Source organism: Marinomonas rhodophyticola (genome assembly GCF_026113935.1).
GTDB lineage: Bacteria > Pseudomonadota > Gammaproteobacteria > Pseudomonadales > Marinomonadaceae > Marinomonas > Marinomonas rhodophyticola.
Window position 1 is genome coordinate 831,421 of record NZ_JAPEUL010000009.1, and the last position, 14,061, is coordinate 845,481.

Annotated in this window: 15 protein-coding genes and 1 pseudogene; 9 read left to right on the forward strand and 7 right to left on the reverse strand. The window is 43.8% G+C overall.

All coding sequences use genetic code 11. From position 1 onward, the window contains the following. Positions 1-37: 37 nt before the first annotated feature. From ONZ52_RS18740 to ONZ52_RS18750, 3 genes are all read right to left on the reverse strand, one after another. Complete coding sequence (locus tag ONZ52_RS18740; RefSeq protein ID WP_265220180.1) at positions 38-1,354, reverse strand: TRAP transporter large permease; 1,317 nt, start codon at positions 1,352-1,354, stop codon at positions 38-40. Continuing rightward, positions 1,347-1,904, reverse strand: a complete 558-nt coding sequence (locus ONZ52_RS18745) for a TRAP transporter small permease subunit (protein WP_265220181.1) — start codon at positions 1,902-1,904, stop codon at positions 1,347-1,349. Before ONZ52_RS18745 ends, ONZ52_RS18740 begins: the two co-directional genes overlap by 8 nt. Positions 1,905-1,988: 84 nt before the next feature. Then, a complete protein-coding gene (locus ONZ52_RS18750; RefSeq protein WP_265220182.1) occupies positions 1,989-3,005 on the reverse strand; it encodes a TRAP transporter substrate-binding protein in 1,017 nt (338 codons plus the stop codon). A 322-nt stretch (positions 3,006-3,327) separates the two neighbouring features. Between ONZ52_RS18750 and siaA the strand changes: the two genes are divergently transcribed. From siaA to ONZ52_RS18795, 9 genes and pseudogenes are all read left to right on the forward strand, one after another. Continuing rightward, a complete protein-coding gene (gene siaA / locus ONZ52_RS18755) occupies positions 3,328-5,328 on the forward strand; it encodes a biofilm regulation protein phosphatase SiaA (RefSeq protein ID WP_265220183.1) in 2,001 nt (666 codons plus the stop codon). 11 nt (positions 5,329-5,339) lie between these two features. Further along, a complete protein-coding gene (gene siaB, locus ONZ52_RS18760) occupies positions 5,340-5,876 on the forward strand; it encodes a biofilm regulation protein kinase SiaB (RefSeq protein WP_265220184.1) in 537 nt (178 codons plus the stop codon). 10 nt (positions 5,877-5,886) lie between these two features. Beyond that, the gene (gene siaC / locus ONZ52_RS18765) at positions 5,887-6,261 is read left to right on the forward strand and encodes a biofilm regulation phosphoprotein SiaC (RefSeq protein ID WP_265220185.1); all 375 of its coding nucleotides are present in this window, start codon (positions 5,887-5,889) and stop codon (positions 6,259-6,261) included. After that, positions 6,262-7,068 carry a GGDEF domain-containing protein gene (locus ONZ52_RS18770; protein ID WP_265220186.1) on the forward strand — a complete coding sequence of 269 codons (807 nt, stop codon included), beginning with the start codon at positions 6,262-6,264 and terminating at the stop codon, positions 7,066-7,068. A gap of 140 nt (positions 7,069-7,208) precedes the next feature. Next, complete coding sequence (locus ONZ52_RS18775) at positions 7,209-7,688, forward strand: cyclic nucleotide-binding domain-containing protein (RefSeq protein WP_265220187.1); 480 nt, start codon at positions 7,209-7,211, stop codon at positions 7,686-7,688. Then, positions 7,685-8,056, forward strand: coding sequence for a CBS domain-containing protein (locus ONZ52_RS18780; RefSeq protein ID WP_265220188.1), 372 nt, complete (start codon positions 7,685-7,687; stop codon positions 8,054-8,056). The genes ONZ52_RS18775 and ONZ52_RS18780 overlap by 4 nt, the downstream gene beginning before the upstream one ends. 88 nt (positions 8,057-8,144) lie before the next feature. After that, positions 8,145-8,452: pseudogene (locus tag ONZ52_RS18785) on the forward strand (DUF294 nucleotidyltransferase-like domain-containing protein); the annotation flags it as partial. Positions 8,453-8,653: 201 nt separating this feature from the next. Then, positions 8,654-9,073: a putative nucleotidyltransferase substrate binding domain-containing protein gene (locus ONZ52_RS18790; protein WP_265220326.1), complete on the forward strand. Its 420-nt coding sequence runs from the start codon at positions 8,654-8,656 to the stop codon at positions 9,071-9,073. Then, positions 9,074-9,736: a 3'-5' exonuclease gene (locus ONZ52_RS18795; protein ID WP_265220189.1), complete on the forward strand. Its 663-nt coding sequence runs from the start codon at positions 9,074-9,076 to the stop codon at positions 9,734-9,736. Positions 9,737-9,782: 46 nt separating this feature from the next. Here ONZ52_RS18795 and ONZ52_RS18800 read toward each other — a convergent pair whose 3' ends face one another. The 4 genes from ONZ52_RS18800 to ONZ52_RS18815 all read right to left on the reverse strand — a co-directional run bounded on the left by ONZ52_RS18800 (position 9,783) and on the right by ONZ52_RS18815 (position 13,909). Next, on the reverse strand, positions 9,783-10,586 hold the full coding sequence (locus ONZ52_RS18800) for a UDP-2,3-diacylglucosamine diphosphatase (RefSeq protein ID WP_265220190.1): 804 nt from the start codon (positions 10,584-10,586) through the stop codon (positions 9,783-9,785). A gap of 81 nt (positions 10,587-10,667) precedes the next feature. Beyond that, on the reverse strand, positions 10,668-12,434 hold the full coding sequence (locus ONZ52_RS18805) for a GGDEF domain-containing protein (protein ID WP_265220192.1): 1,767 nt from the start codon (positions 12,432-12,434) through the stop codon (positions 10,668-10,670). A 285-nt stretch (positions 12,435-12,719) separates the two neighbouring features. Further along, complete coding sequence (locus tag ONZ52_RS18810; protein WP_265220193.1) at positions 12,720-12,908, reverse strand: RSP_7527 family protein; 189 nt, start codon at positions 12,906-12,908, stop codon at positions 12,720-12,722. A 107-nt stretch (positions 12,909-13,015) separates the two neighbouring features. Continuing rightward, positions 13,016-13,909 (reverse strand): helix-turn-helix domain-containing protein, encoded by an 894-nt coding sequence (locus ONZ52_RS18815; protein WP_265220194.1) that lies wholly within the window; start codon positions 13,907-13,909, stop codon positions 13,016-13,018. Between the last annotated feature and the right edge of the window lie 152 nt (positions 13,910-14,061).

Sequence of the window (14,061 nt, forward strand, 5' to 3'; positions counted from 1 at the left end):
TTCAAAAAGCCGTATTGAACGGCATGGTCGCAATGGGTTATTTCCACCAAAGGGCCAGCTCAGGGAAGAATATGACCAAGGCGAGTACAAAAACTTGCAGGCCAATAAACGGCAGCAGGGAGCTGAAAATTTCGCCAAGACTAATATCTTTTGGTGCCACAGACTTAAGATAAAACGCTGCAGGACCAAAAGGTGGTGATAGGAAAGATACCTGCATGTTCAAACAGAACACCACACCAAACCAAATAGGGTCTAAGCCAAGTCCGGTGATGATTGGGACAAAGATCGGCATGGTTAATAGTGCAACACCGACCCAATCTAGGAACATACCTAGAACAAACAAGATCAGCATCATGATCATGACAGTGCCCATGACGCTGCCACCACTTAATGACAGGATGATTTCTTCAACGAAATCGATACCGCCCATGAGGTTATAAACACCAACCAGCGCCGTGGCACCAATACCGATCCAGATGATCATGCCGCAAGTACTCATGGTCGCTTTGGCGCTGTCTTTTAGCATGGCAAAATTCAATTCGCCGCGAATCGCCGCGCTAATGAGGATACCAACAACGCCCAGGGCAGAGGCTTCAGTGACCGATGCGATACCTGTATAAATACTGCCCAATACCATCATCACGGTAAGCAATGGAAACAGTAGCGCTTTGAAATAATTAATATCTTCGTCTGCTGCGAGTTCTTCTGCACTAGGAAGTGGTGCGTATTCTGGATGAATACGACACAAGATCAGTACATAAGCCATGTAGGCAAATGCTAGAATAAAAGCAGGCAAAAAGGCGGCTTTAAACAAATCGCCAATGGAAACGCTGGCTGTCAAACCGTAAATAATCAAAACGATACTAGGCGGTAACATGGTGCCCAGTGCGCCACCGGCGCAGGTCGTACCAATTGCCAATTTACGGTTATAACCAAGGCGTAGCATCTGCGGTAACGCCAAAATACCTAGCAGGACGGTTTCACCACCAATCACGCCAGACATTGACGCCAAAACAACGGCAACCAATAAAGTTTGTATTGCTACGCCACCGCGGAGTTTACGACCAAACACTTTCATGGCGTCGAATAAGTCGCGAGCAATGCCTGATCGGTCTAATAACGCGGCCATTAATACAAACATGGGCACGGCAAGGAAAACATAGTCACCAACAAAACTGTATAGACGGCTGGTGATCAAAGGTAAGGCGCCAACACCAAACCAACCAATCGCAAAAATAAGGGCAACCAAAGCGGTAACAAAGGCCAATTGCATGCCAGTTAGCAACAATAAAATCATCGAACCAAGCATGAGTAGGCTGCCGTAGCCTATTCCAATCGCGGACAAATCAAACATCTTTACGTTTCCTTAAGCCATTTAATTCTTGTATTAAGTGCAAGGAAAACTGCACAAACATGATGCACAAAGTGGCAAACACCATACCTTTTACCAAGGCAGGGAACATCGGATCCCAAGCTGACCCAGACGTTTCTAAACGCAAATCTCCTAATGGTGTAAACCAAGAGTCTTGTACCATTTGATAGGCCGCCCAACTAAGCAGACCAGAAAATAATAGCCCCATAATGTGATGAAAAACATTCAGCCAACGGCGTGTTGTATCAGAAACGAGGTCGTATATGAGTACGACGCGAACATGTTTATTAATAGATAGGGCGTAAATACCGCCATAAATAAATAACATACCGCCAAGAAAAGAAGCTGTTTCATGTACCCACATGGTGGGAGCATTAAACACATAGCGCATCAATACTTCATAAAAAGAAATGGCTACGGTAAAAAGAAACAATAGACTGATGGTGTTGCCAAAAGTATAAATCACCTTATCTAACGCATTTCTAGGGCGCTCTGAACTATCAGGCGTCTCTGGATGAATTTCGTTTTTCATGATCATAATCCAATGAAAATCAGGCGCCGATGCAATGTGTCATTGCAGGACGCCTGTTTGCAGGTTTAAAAGGTTTGTCTCAGATTAGAGGAGATCGTTTTCTTCTAGGTATTTGGTAATTGAGTCATACACTTTTTGTGCGTTAGCCGAACCTTTGGCGAATTCAGCCCATTGAGTGCGAGCAATTTCACGGAACTTCTTACGTTCTTCAGCAGACCAATCATGGATAGTGATGTTTGGGTCCGCTTTGGCTGCTTTTACCGCGGCTTGGTCAGCAATACGTAATTGCGTTGTCATGTCTTCGGAGAAGTCACGTACTGAAACCGTTAAGATTGCTTGAATATCGGCTGGTAATGCGTCCCACTTTTTCTTATTCATTGATATATCGATCAATGGTAAAGAGTGGAAACCAGGCTGAACAGGGTGTGTTGCAATGTCGTTCATGCCCGCTTTTTGATTGGTTGAGAAAACCGTGTAGTCAGCGGCGTCGATAACGCCTTTGCTTAGGCCTGTGAATACTTCAGAACCTGGCAGGTTTACTGGAGCGGCACCCGCAGCAGCGAATACACGTTGAACAAGTCCTTCAGGCGCACGCAGTTTTAGGCCTTTTAAGTCCGCGACACTGTCTAGCGGAACACGAGACACTAAAGATTCAACTCCAGTTGTAGAGCCACCGATGAATTTCACACCATAAGGCGCATAAAGTTCATTCATTAGCTCGTAACCACCACCGTAGTTAACGTACTGAAGTAGTTGCTGGGTGTTTGACCATGCGCCCACTGTGTTACCAATTAGGCCAAAGGCTGGATCTTTACCAGAGAAGAATTCAGTAGCCGTAATATGGCCATCTAAAATGCCCATTTTAATACCGTCTAAGGTTTCTGTGTGCTTAAAAATACTGCCTACTGGAAGTAAATCAATTTGTACACGTCCCCCTGTCATCTCCTCGACACGTTGTGTCCATTCTTTTTGAACTTGGAAATTTTTATCACCCGCTGGGTCAGAGGACTGAAATTTAAACTTGTAATCCGCTGCAATCGCTGAGGTAGAAAGGATGCCAGCCATAGTCGCTGTTAGTAAGGTGGTGCTGAATTTATTCATGGTGTTGCTTCCTATTGTTTTTTTTCTATGAACCGTTTGTAGGAAAGTGCCTGATTTTGCGGTATATGTTACCGGTAACTAAGATACGATGTTACCGATAACATTTCTATGTCGTCAAGTGTTTGTGCAGGTAATTTTGTTCTTAATTTTTAGATTATTGATTTTGAAAGATATTTTTCATCATGTTGAAAGTGATGAATAGAGCATGTGTTTTGAATGCACGATAAAACCTAGTGTCGATTTACAAAATATTACGCCTTTTTTGTCGAGATCAGGTTAATGTTGGGAGTATTTTTATTTAGTAAATGAAGGATGTTTTGGAATGGCCCGTTGGGGATTGCGTGGTAAGTCGTTGTTTGCTTTGGCGAGTACGTGTCTTTTTGCATTATTAATAATTACGGTTATTGGTTGGTCTTTTGTGCAAAAAGGGCAAGAGTTGTCGGCAGCAAATTATGCCAACAGTTTTACGCAATTAAACTACCAGCGAATATTGACGCCTGTATCAAGAGAAGTGGCATTAGCAGAACGCTTTGCCAATTCAATGGTGGTAAAGGCGTGGTTGAAGCGCCCTGATGATCCAGTATTGGCAAATGCTTGGTTGGAAGAGACTCAAGGCTATCTAGATGCGTTTCAAAATCATGCCATGTTTATCGTGAATGATGCGACAGAGCAATACTACTTTGCCGATCAAGATAACCGCTTATCTCTTACGCCAACGTATAGACTAAATGCTCAAAAGACGGCAGACACTTGGTATTTTTCTGCGCGCCAAGCCAAGGCACCTTTTGATATTAATGTGAACTACGATGAAGTATTAAAGGTTATGAAAGTGTGGATCAACGTTCCTGTTCGTGAGCAAGAGCAATTTATTGGCTTGGCAGGAACAGGATTCTCACTGGACCTTTTTGTCGCACAATTTTTGGAAAACCAAGCACAAGGTGTAACGCCTTTTATCATCAACGCTAATGGTGATATCGAAATTCATCCTAATGAAAAGCTCACTTCTTATAACGTGCGCAGAGATCGATCTATGGAAGGCTCTGTTTATGGCCTGTTAGATGATGTGCCATCCCAACATAGGGTGAAAGCGGCCTTAGCAAGCGCACGTAATATCGATGGCAATGTGGTGACAGTGAGAGTGCAGCAAGATGGGCATAAGCAACTCATGTCTTTTGTGTATTTTCCATTACTGGATTGGTTTGTGGTAACCAATGTGGATTTGGAGAATGTGAGCATTTTTGATTCCAGTCTCGTGTTACCTGCGGTGAGCGTGTTTGTATTGCTGTTAATCTTGTTGTTGATCGTGTTTGGTTTTGCGGTAGAGCGTTTGTTAATTATGCCTATTCGTCAATTACAACAATCAGCAAAAACCATTGCTAATGGCTCTTATGACGTGTCTTTTCATGTGGGTGGTAATGATGAAATAGGTGATTTGAGTCAAACCTTTAATAAAATGGCTCAACAAGTTAGAAATCACACAAAGGAATTAGAAGAACGCGTCCAAGAAAGAACCGCTAAGCTAGAAGAAAGCCACGAAAAAATACTGGAAGCCCAGCGTAAAATCGGTGCATCGATTGACTATGCAAGCTTGATTCAGAAATCCATTTTGCCAGACCGTCAGATGCGTCATTTCTTAGGGGATGATCACAGTGTTATTTGGCGGCCTAGAGATGTAGTAGGCGGTGATTTTTATGTTTTTCACTCTACCGATGATGGGTTTTTATTAGGCATAGTGGACTGTGCGGGTCATGGTGTCCCTGGCGCTTTGATGACCATGTTAGTCAGAGCCGCGATAGATTACTCTATTGTCCGAATAGGAATTTCAGACCCCGCCGCTTTACTGAAGCTTATTGATGAAACCTTGCGCTCCATGTTGAATGAAGAGGTCAGTGCCAACAAAGTGGCGACTAATGCCGATGTTGGTTTGGTCTTTGTTCCTAAAAGCGGTAACCTAATGCGTTTTTCAGGCGCTAAAATTGCTTTGTATGGCAGTAACGGTGAGGACTTTGTGAAGTATCATGCTGGCCGCCGTGCTCTTGGAGATCGTCGTCTAGGTGAATACGATAACACTGATTTGCCAATGTCTGGTTGGACTTACTATATGGCAACAGATGGTTTTTTGGATCAATCAGGCGGAGAGAAAAATTTTGGTTTTGGTAATCAACGCTTTGAAACCTTGATTAAAGATAATGCGGCTTTGTCGTTAAAAGAACAAGCTGAGTCTTTTGAGTCTGCTCTAGACCAATACATGGGAGGGCAGCCACAACGAGACGATATCACGTTGTTGTTATTTCGATTTGACGTTAACAATACGCACTTATAAGGGGAGGTGAAATGAGTTCGCCGGATTTATACGGGTTAAGAGAGCGTTTCGAAAAAGACAATATTTTATTGTGTTTCAATGGACCCATTTCTCGAAGTTTGATAGAAGAAATAGGCAATGCGCTAAAGAATTACTTGAAGTCTGAGCAATTGTCGCCAGCGTCTGCATTAGATGTGTTTGCAGCGTATATCGAGCTGACGCAGAATATTCGTCATTATGCAGTGTCATCGCAATTACCTGGCGCGGATACCGCGACGGTGATTGTCAGTCATTATGAGGGATGTTACCGAGTTGCTGCTGGAAACATTGTTCGTGCACAGGATGGTTACGCATTAGTGGAACGAATTGAATCTCTTGCTAAAATGGATAAGTCAGAGTTGAAAGCGGCTTATAAGACCCAGCTTCGTCAGCCTCGCGATGAAGCGGCTGTGACTGGCGCTGGATTGGGGTTGATTGATATGGCGCGAAAATCATCAAAGCCTATGGAAGCATCACTGAAAAATATAGACGATGAAACAGCGTATTTTAGTCTAAGTATACAAATTTGAGACAATCACAATGAATGATTTAGTTATAGAAGGAACCGTGTCTTCTCCAAGCATAAAAGGCGATTGGCAAAACGGCATACTTTACATGGAAGGAGACTCTTACCCAGAGAATTCTTATGAGCTATACAGCTCTATGATGGCTTGGGTGATGAGCTATTTAAAAGAAACCTCTGCACCGTTGACTCTAGAGTTGACCTTACTCTATCTCAACACAAGCAGTATTAAAGTGATGATGGATATATTTGATGAAATGGAAGAGGCCTTTCAGGAAGGTCGTCAAGTGGCGGTTAATTGGTATTTTGATGCAGAAAACGAACGTGTTGCTGAGTTGGCTGAAGAGTTCAAAGAAGACTGTACTTTTCCTTTTAATATCATAGGCAAATAAATGAAAACCGATTTCACTGAGCTTGAAAAAACCATTCATGGCATCTTATCTGTGCCTGAATATCAGGATCACCCTGCTAGTAAAGCGTTAAAACAGTTATGGGAAATCAATCAAGACCAATGGGATCGTATGGAGCGTTTAACTCGGTTGTCTGATTCGTATCAAGATATGATGATTCAACGGGAAAGAAGTCTCAGTGAGCGTTTTGATAAACACTTACGTCAATTGGAAAAAATGACCCGAATATCGGATCGTTATCAACGCAGTTTAAGACAGCTTAATATTGAATTAGAAAAAACCTCACTGATTGACCCGCTAACTGAATTGCCGAATCGACGAATGATGATGAAGCGTTTATCTCAAGCCTTTGATGACCAGCTGGAAGACGAATCGCAACAAGGTGTGTGCATTGAGAATCTGACGGTGGCGATGATTGATATTGATTATTTTAAAAAGGTTAACGACGAATTTGGCCATCAAGTAGGGGATGATGTGCTGATCGCTCTAGGTAAGCTAATGGAAAAATCGGTGGATGGTCATGGTATTATTGGGCGTTGGGGAGGCGAAGAATTTTTAGTGATTTTACCCTGCCATAACATCAAGGACGCCTCTATTCTAATGGAGTCTCTGCGTGCCAAAGTGAATGCCTATTCTTTTAAGGCGGACGATAAAACTGTCTTAACCAGTGTCAGTATTGGCATCGCGAGTTATCAAGACAAAGACACCATGGATGCATTATTATCGAGAGCAGACAACGCGTTATATTTGGCCAAATCACATGGCCGCAACAGTGTGATACTTGGTTAGCTCATAATCGTCCACCTTCATTCATTGCTTGCCTAGGGCAAGTTCTTATTCGTCTTTCTAGACATTGGTCTAAGAAGGGTTTTGTTGTCTATGATAAAAGCGCACACTCTTTTATATGTCGATAAAACGAGAATAATAAAATGGCTGCTATAGACATCCCTGAAGTACATAAATTTATCGAATCCATACCACCTTTCTCAAGTCTAACCTTGCTCGAACGTAAGCACTTACTGACGGGGGTGACAATGTTATATGTGCGTCAGGGGCAGACGCTTACCTTAAAAGGTGATGCGGCAACCGTGCATTTGATTCGTCGTGGCGCGTGTGAAATCCGTACCCCAAAAGGCGGGTTGGTGGATCAAATAGCCGATGGTGAATGCTTTGGTGTGTCCAGTGTGATGGCACAAAACCCTGATGGTTTACAAGTGGTCGCCATGGAAGATAGCCTCGTTTATCGTTTCGACAAAGCGCACTTTATGGAGACGCTGGAGAAGAGTGACGCCTTTGGGCTTTTTTTGAGCACACGCGGCATAACCGGCTACGCAAACTTTCCCGCAGTCAACGTAACGAACTGGCGTCGCCCGCATTACAGTTATCTACCCCAGTTACCCACATTATGACCCGCCAGCTGATTTTAGCTACGCCAGAAGAGACGGTGCAAACCATTGCCATGCGTATGACCGACGCTCGGGTTAGTTCGATTTTAGTGGTTGAAGAGGAACGCTTGCTGGGCATAGTGACAGATCGAGATTTGCGTTCACGTATTTTGGCATTAGGCGGCTCTTCAGATACCTTGGTCAGAGATATTATGACCCTAAATCCCGTTAGTTTGACGCCAGATGCTTTAGTGATGCAGGCGCAGACTCTGATGAGTGAGAGTAATATACATCACCTGCCCATTGTCGATGAACAACAAAGAGCGGTGGGAATGCTCACCGCGGCAGACTTACTGCGGCATCAAGAGGCTCAGTCCATTGCTATTGATTAACCAAATTCATCGTCAACATGCTTTAGACAGCCTTGCCAATGTTTGCAAACAATGGCCGACCTTGATCATTAACCTGATTGTGACCGATATGAAACCGGCCGACGTAGGGAAGGTCATAGCGACGGTCAGTGATAACTTGACGCGTCGAGTGATTGAACTGGCGCTGGAAAAATTTGGTCCGGCGCCCATGGCGTTCCAGTTTTTAGTCTTTGGTTCACAAGCACGCCGTGACCAGTCATTGGGGAGCGATCAAGATAATGGCTTAATGTTAGAGCGTGAACCAACGGCAGCAGAAAGTCAGTACTTTGCTGATTTAGCGGAGTTTATCTGCCAAGGGCTTGCCTTGTGTGGCATTCGCTTGTGTCCGGCAATATCATGGCCAGTAACCCTGAGTGGCGCAAGACAGAAGCTGGTTGGCGGCAGGTGTTTTCGGCTTGGATTAAAAGTGGTGCCCCAAGTGCTTTGCTTCATGCCAGCATCTTTTTTGATATTCGTTGTGTCTATGGAAGTGAAGCGCCTGTTGACGCGCTTATCGCATCGATGCAACGGGACATTCAGAAAAATAGTGTTTTCCTGGCGACCCTAACACGCACCGCGTTGGCGACTAAGCCTCCATTAGGTTTTTTCCGACATTTTTTGCTGGAATCGTCTGGTGAACACAAGCATCAATTGGATCTGAAACACCAAGGTTTAGCACTGATTAATGATTTAGCTCGTTTGTATGGTTTATCTTGTCAAACATACCGAGCGGCGACATTAGATCGTATCGAACAGGCGATTCGAGAAAAATTGATCAGCACCGATACGGCCCGTAATTTGATCGACGCGTGGGATAAACTAAACGGTTTGCGCTTGGAGGTACAAAGCCAACACTGGCAATCGACCGGTAAAGCCAGCGCTTATTTGGATCCGAAAAATCTCAGCTCCTTGGAGCGTAAGCACCTGAAAACCACATTCGGTATCATCAGTGATGTGCAAGATGTGGCTCAACAACGCTTTCTAAGAGGCTACAGTTAGATGCTATTACGCTGCCTACAAAAAGTAAAAGCGTGGCACATATCGCGTCAAGCGATGCAGCGTGCTTGGACTGAGTGGAATTATTTAGTGTTGGATATTGAAACCTCTGGCTTGGATCCAAAAAACGATCATATTGTTAGCTTTGGCTGGGTGTGCATCTATAAGGGGGTAATCGAATTAGATACGGCGCGACATATTGTGTTGGATAGCGCGCCAATTGGTGACAGCGTTGGCATTCATATGATCACCGATTCGGACGTGCAGCAACAGGGGAAACGCCAAGAAAGTGTGCTGCGTTATCTAAGGCATCTACTGCGCGAGCGCGTTTTGGTTATGCACCACGCCCCTATGGAACTGGGCTTTTTAAAGCACGCATGGCAAACCGAAGCCTTACCAGCATTTTCAGTGAGCTGGCTAGACACTTTAGCCATAGAAAGGGCAAAGGCACACAGATCCCAGCAACCGATACAAGATGGTGGCTTTCGCCTCGGCGCCTGCCGTGAACGTTACGGCTTGCCTGAATATCAAGGTCATGATGCGCTTACCGATGCCTTAGCCACCGCTGAATTACTACTCGCACAAATCGCCTACCAAGGCAAAGACTGTCGATTGCACGACCTAAACCAAATGGGCGGCGGGCGTGTGAAGTTTACGACGCGTTAGTTGTTTGCAGAATAAAAGTGACTGATATTTTCGATGTCCTGCGTCACTAACTCCGAGTAGGCATTGGCGACAATCCCCAATTCTCTTCTTTGGGTTCCGTGGCTAAGATTTTTGGGTTTTCTGACCAGTGTATTAGGCTCATTTCCCCTGCGGCAGATTCTGTTAGCGCTGTGCAATGTTCGACCCAGTCTCCATCGTTGCAATAAAGAATGTCGTCTTTGATACGAAAGGAAGCAAAGTGAATATGACCACATATGTAGCCGTCGACTTTGTGGTTCTTGGCCGATTTTAACGCGGCGGTTTCAAAGCGTTCGATAAACTCTTTTGCTTTGCTAATGTGGCTTTTTACATAGCCAGCCAAAGACCAATAAGGCAGGCCAAGGAAGCGTCTGACGCCGTTTATCCATTGATTTAGTGACAACATTAGTCCGTGGGCTTTGTCGCCAATGGCGAGCATCAGTGGGCTAATTTTAACCATTTGATCGAATTCGTCACCATGACTGACATAAAAGGTGCGGCCATTGACAGTTTTGTGGCGAGCGTTGAGTTTTATCTCAACTCCAGAAAGCGTCTGACCGGCAAATTGACGAAAAAACGCATCATGATTACCTGGAATATAAATGACCTTGGTGCCTGATTTTGCCATAGCAAGAATACGTTCGACTACTTGATGATGTGTGTCGATAAAGTAGGCTTTATGACGCATTTCCTGTAGATCGATAATGTCACCGACCAAATACAAGGTGTCAGTCTTGATGCTTTGCAAAAAATCCAATAAATGTGCGGCTTGGCAGGCTTTGGTACCTAAATGCACATCAGAAATAAACACGGATCGAAATGTGGTCTGCATAAACGCCTCCTCTATGGTCTACCCCAAGACTAAAGTGCTTTTGTGACAGAGTTATGAGGTCTTTGTGACAGTTAGGTCACATTATCCTGTTGCGGTTATTTGTGTGAGATAAGGCTGTAGGTAAATGTGATTGCCACCTTGTTGTTTGGCCGATTTTTTGGCTTGTGCTGCCAGTTCTGCTACCTGATGATGGTTACTGCATTGTTGTGGGTCTGGGTGCACAACGCCTATGGCTAAGCTTAAAATAGGGTGGAAAAGCACTTCGCCATGACGGTTTTTTGTCCAAACTCCCCCTTCTTGGAGCGTATCAGCAGAATAAAATTCACGTACTTTTTGATCAAAAGCAAGGAGAATCGCTTCACACTGAGGGCGCCAATCGTGATCACCAAAAATCACCACAAAATCGTCACCACCAATATGGCCGATAAAATTGTTGTCTGGGGTAACCCACTCTTTAATCAACGAACCGACCAATTGGATGACCGCGTCGCCTTTTGAGTAACCAAAGAAGTCATTAAAAGGTTTGAAATCGTTCAGGTCAAAATACGCCACATAAAAGTTTTCATTCGCAGCCAAGCGTCGACTCACTTCTCTGTGTATGGGAACGTTGCCAGGTAATAACGTGAGCGGATTCGAGTACGTGGCGTTTTGGATTTTTAATTCGGTAATGCGTTTAAGCAAGTCTCTCAGGTGTCCTGTGCCAATAAACTTACCTTCTTTAACGACGATGATCTCGTTGTTGAGTCGGTCGGCTTCTTGGTCCGTTATTAAGGCTGACACACTCGACAAACTGACGTTGCTTTCTACGATAAGCGCATCGTTACTGAGTAAATTGGTGACGGATTTATGTTCATATAGAGCGCGTCCGTAGGGCGTGGAAAACAGTTCATGCAATTGATTGCGGTGTACGACACCAAGCGGTTCTTGTTTATCGTTTAAAATAGGGATAGCTACAAGATCTGGTTGTTTTTTAAAGCATTGTGACGCGTCATCTAAGAGGCAATCTTCGTGCAAGGTTGGTGTTGGTCGACATAAGGTTTGTACCGTCTCAGTATGATCAATGTGGAATTGAGAGCGTCTTTGGGCTTGTTTCACTAAATACGGATGTGTTGAAAAAGCGGGGTTTTCTGTAGGTCGGCCGAGAAAATAGCCTTGTCCTAGTGTGACGCCAATTTCAATCAGTTGATCGAGTTCCTGTTGGTTTTCTATGCCTTCAGCGATGAGGATACAGTTTAGTCGTTGAGCGATCGTCAGTATGGACCGCACAAATTCGCGTTTGATCTCGTCTTTGTCGATGCCTTTAATAAAATGTTTATCGACTTTGACGATATCTGGTTGCAATTCAGACCAAAGTTGTAGACCTGAATAGCCAACGCCTAGGTCATCAATTGCAACTTGGAAGCCCATTTCACGATAATGGTCAACGCTGCTGCGTGGTAACCCATTATGATCGTATGGGTGTTGTTCGGATAACTCAATAACGATGTCTTTTTGATCCAAACCTAAGTCTTTTAAAATGGCTAAGGTCATGCCTGACTGATGATTAGGTGAAGCCAGTAGGGAGGCGCTGACATTCAAAAACAGACGTCCTTTTAGGGCTAATTTCGCGAATTTTGAGAGCGCTTTTTCACGACAAAGTAACTCTAATTTATGCAGTTTTCCTTGCTGCTGAGCCAAGGTAAATAAGGGGTCTGGGGAGAACAGTGTAGAATTCATTGGCCCACGAGAAAGGGCTTCATGACCATATATCTCACCATTTGTTAAATCGTAAATAGGCTGGAAGTATGGCGTGATTAATCCATTTGAAAGGATTTTCTCAAGTAGAGCATGGTCGTCAATTTGGCTCATTTCGTCTCAAAACTATCTTAGTGAAAGAAGTATCTAGAAAAGAATTTTATGTCATATTTATGACGTTTTGATGACTGAAAAAATAGGCTCTGGAGGGACTTTAAGGAAAAGGTTGTAAAGTGAGAGCCCTGTTACCGGATCGATTTTTTATTCTTGCCGTTCGATCATCGGAAACATGGGGTACTGTCTGTCACTCGGCTATTTGTTTCGGCAGCGGCTGTTGACTGTTTATTTTAGTGCAATTAACAACGGCGATGAAAAAGCAAATAACGTTGACGTAGCGAGTTAGTGCTGTGGTTGTGCGGAGGTTTTTACTGAGCGATTTGCCGTCATTTTAACAAACAATGCTTTGATACTAGCGCTGGCTTTTTTGATGGCTGCTGCATAGTAAGCACGACGTAATTCATAGGCTTTTTCTACATAGTAATCTGTATCAAGGTTGCCGAATGTGTCGAATTTCATATCGTTTTTCATGGTCATTCTCCTAAAAAAATGCAGTTATATTTGACACTTGTTATTTTAGGTTTTGACCAATCATTCAGCAAACGATCAATTTTCAGCTAATAGGTTAGAAAAATTCATCATATCGATGGTTGGTTACTTAATGTTCTGAATTTCCCAGGGGGAAGGCCGGTCGAGCGTTTAAAAAAACGTGAAAAGTAGCCTGGGTCTTTAAAACCCAAGTCGTAGCTTATTTCTTCCACCGAACGTACGGTATAAATCAGACTGCGCTTGGCCTCTACCAGAATGCGGTCATGAATCAGGTCTAGAACACTTTGATTAAAAGTAGTTTTGCAGAGTCTATTTAAACGGCTGGTGGAGGTGCCTAAAGCTTGGGCATATTGATCACTGGTCCAGTGTTCGCGATAGTGTTTTTCGATTAATTCTTTTAACCATTGTGCATGACTACTTTCGGTTTTATTTGCACTTCCAACCTTGCCGTTGGCATGTTGACGATAGAGTAACAGTAAGATGGCTTTAATGAGGTATTCGCTCATCAAACCTCTCCCTTCGCGAATGAGCGCTGATTCATTTTCGAGTTGCTGAATCAGTGGCCAAAGCTCAGAAAAGACATTGCGATGATCATTAAAGTCAATGTAACACGCTTGGCTGAGCAGCGGTTGGATAAATTTGGCCGCTTTCTCTTTGTAAGCGTCTTCAAGTAAAGGTTCCGCGATGCTAATTACCCGTCCATCGGTGTCGGGGGCGAAACGAAAACCGTGCACTACCCCAGCAGGTACAATAATAGCCCATGCTCCTTGTAGTTTGTATTGCTGCTCGTCTAGCTGAACTTTGGCTTCACCGGATTTCAAAATAAGAATCTGGAAAAGCTGTGCGTGTCGATGTGGATTTATTTTCCAGCCAAGGTGACTACTGCGCGACTCTATGTCCTCAATGTGAAAAAACTCCGGATCATTAATCCAGCTGGATTCACCATAAAGTCCAAAGTGTGGGATGTTGGAGGCGCGTGACATGATGGAATAATCTCTTTCTAATGGTGTAAAAAAACACAAAATAATTGGATATATAGCGACTTTTATAAGCCAAAATCATGATGAAGTCATTTTTTATTGAAACATAAGTGCTGCGTTTAAAAATGAAAAATGATCAAAAAGTACAATTTTTT

What these genes read in the sequence shown, in the direction of transcription:
- ONZ52_RS18770 (WP_265220186.1), top strand. Translation starts at nt 6,262, where the DNA reads ATGAAAACCGATTTCACTGAGCTTGAAAAAACCATTCATGGCATCTTA.
- ONZ52_RS18750 (WP_265220182.1), bottom strand. Translation starts at nt 3,005, where the DNA reads ATGAATAAATTCAGCACCACCTTACTAACAGCGACTATGGCTGGCATC.
- ONZ52_RS18745 (WP_265220181.1), bottom strand. Translation starts at nt 1,904, where the DNA reads ATGAAAAACGAAATTCATCCAGAGACGCCTGATAGTTCAGAGCGCCCT.
- siaB (WP_265220184.1), top strand. Translation starts at nt 5,340, where the DNA reads ATGAGTTCGCCGGATTTATACGGGTTAAGAGAGCGTTTCGAAAAAGAC.
- ONZ52_RS18740 (WP_265220180.1), bottom strand. Translation starts at nt 1,354, where the DNA reads ATGTTTGATTTGTCCGCGATTGGAATAGGCTACGGCAGCCTACTCATG.
- ONZ52_RS18815 (WP_265220194.1), bottom strand. Translation starts at nt 13,909, where the DNA reads ATGTCACGCGCCTCCAACATCCCACACTTTGGACTTTATGGTGAATCC.
- ONZ52_RS18805 (WP_265220192.1), bottom strand. Translation starts at nt 12,434, where the DNA reads ATGAGCCAAATTGACGACCATGCTCTACTTGAGAAAATCCTTTCAAAT.
- ONZ52_RS18775 (WP_265220187.1), top strand. Translation starts at nt 7,209, where the DNA reads ATGGCTGCTATAGACATCCCTGAAGTACATAAATTTATCGAATCCATA.
- siaA (WP_265220183.1), top strand. Translation starts at nt 3,328, where the DNA reads ATGGCCCGTTGGGGATTGCGTGGTAAGTCGTTGTTTGCTTTGGCGAGT.
- ONZ52_RS18810 (WP_265220193.1), bottom strand. Translation starts at nt 12,908, where the DNA reads ATGAAAAACGATATGAAATTCGACACATTCGGCAACCTTGATACAGAT.
- ONZ52_RS18800 (WP_265220190.1), bottom strand. Translation starts at nt 10,586, where the DNA reads ATGCAGACCACATTTCGATCCGTGTTTATTTCTGATGTGCATTTAGGT.
- ONZ52_RS18795 (WP_265220189.1), top strand. Translation starts at nt 9,074, where the DNA reads ATGCTATTACGCTGCCTACAAAAAGTAAAAGCGTGGCACATATCGCGT.
- ONZ52_RS18780 (WP_265220188.1), top strand. Translation starts at nt 7,685, where the DNA reads ATGACCCGCCAGCTGATTTTAGCTACGCCAGAAGAGACGGTGCAAACC.
- siaC (WP_265220185.1), top strand. Translation starts at nt 5,887, where the DNA reads ATGAATGATTTAGTTATAGAAGGAACCGTGTCTTCTCCAAGCATAAAA.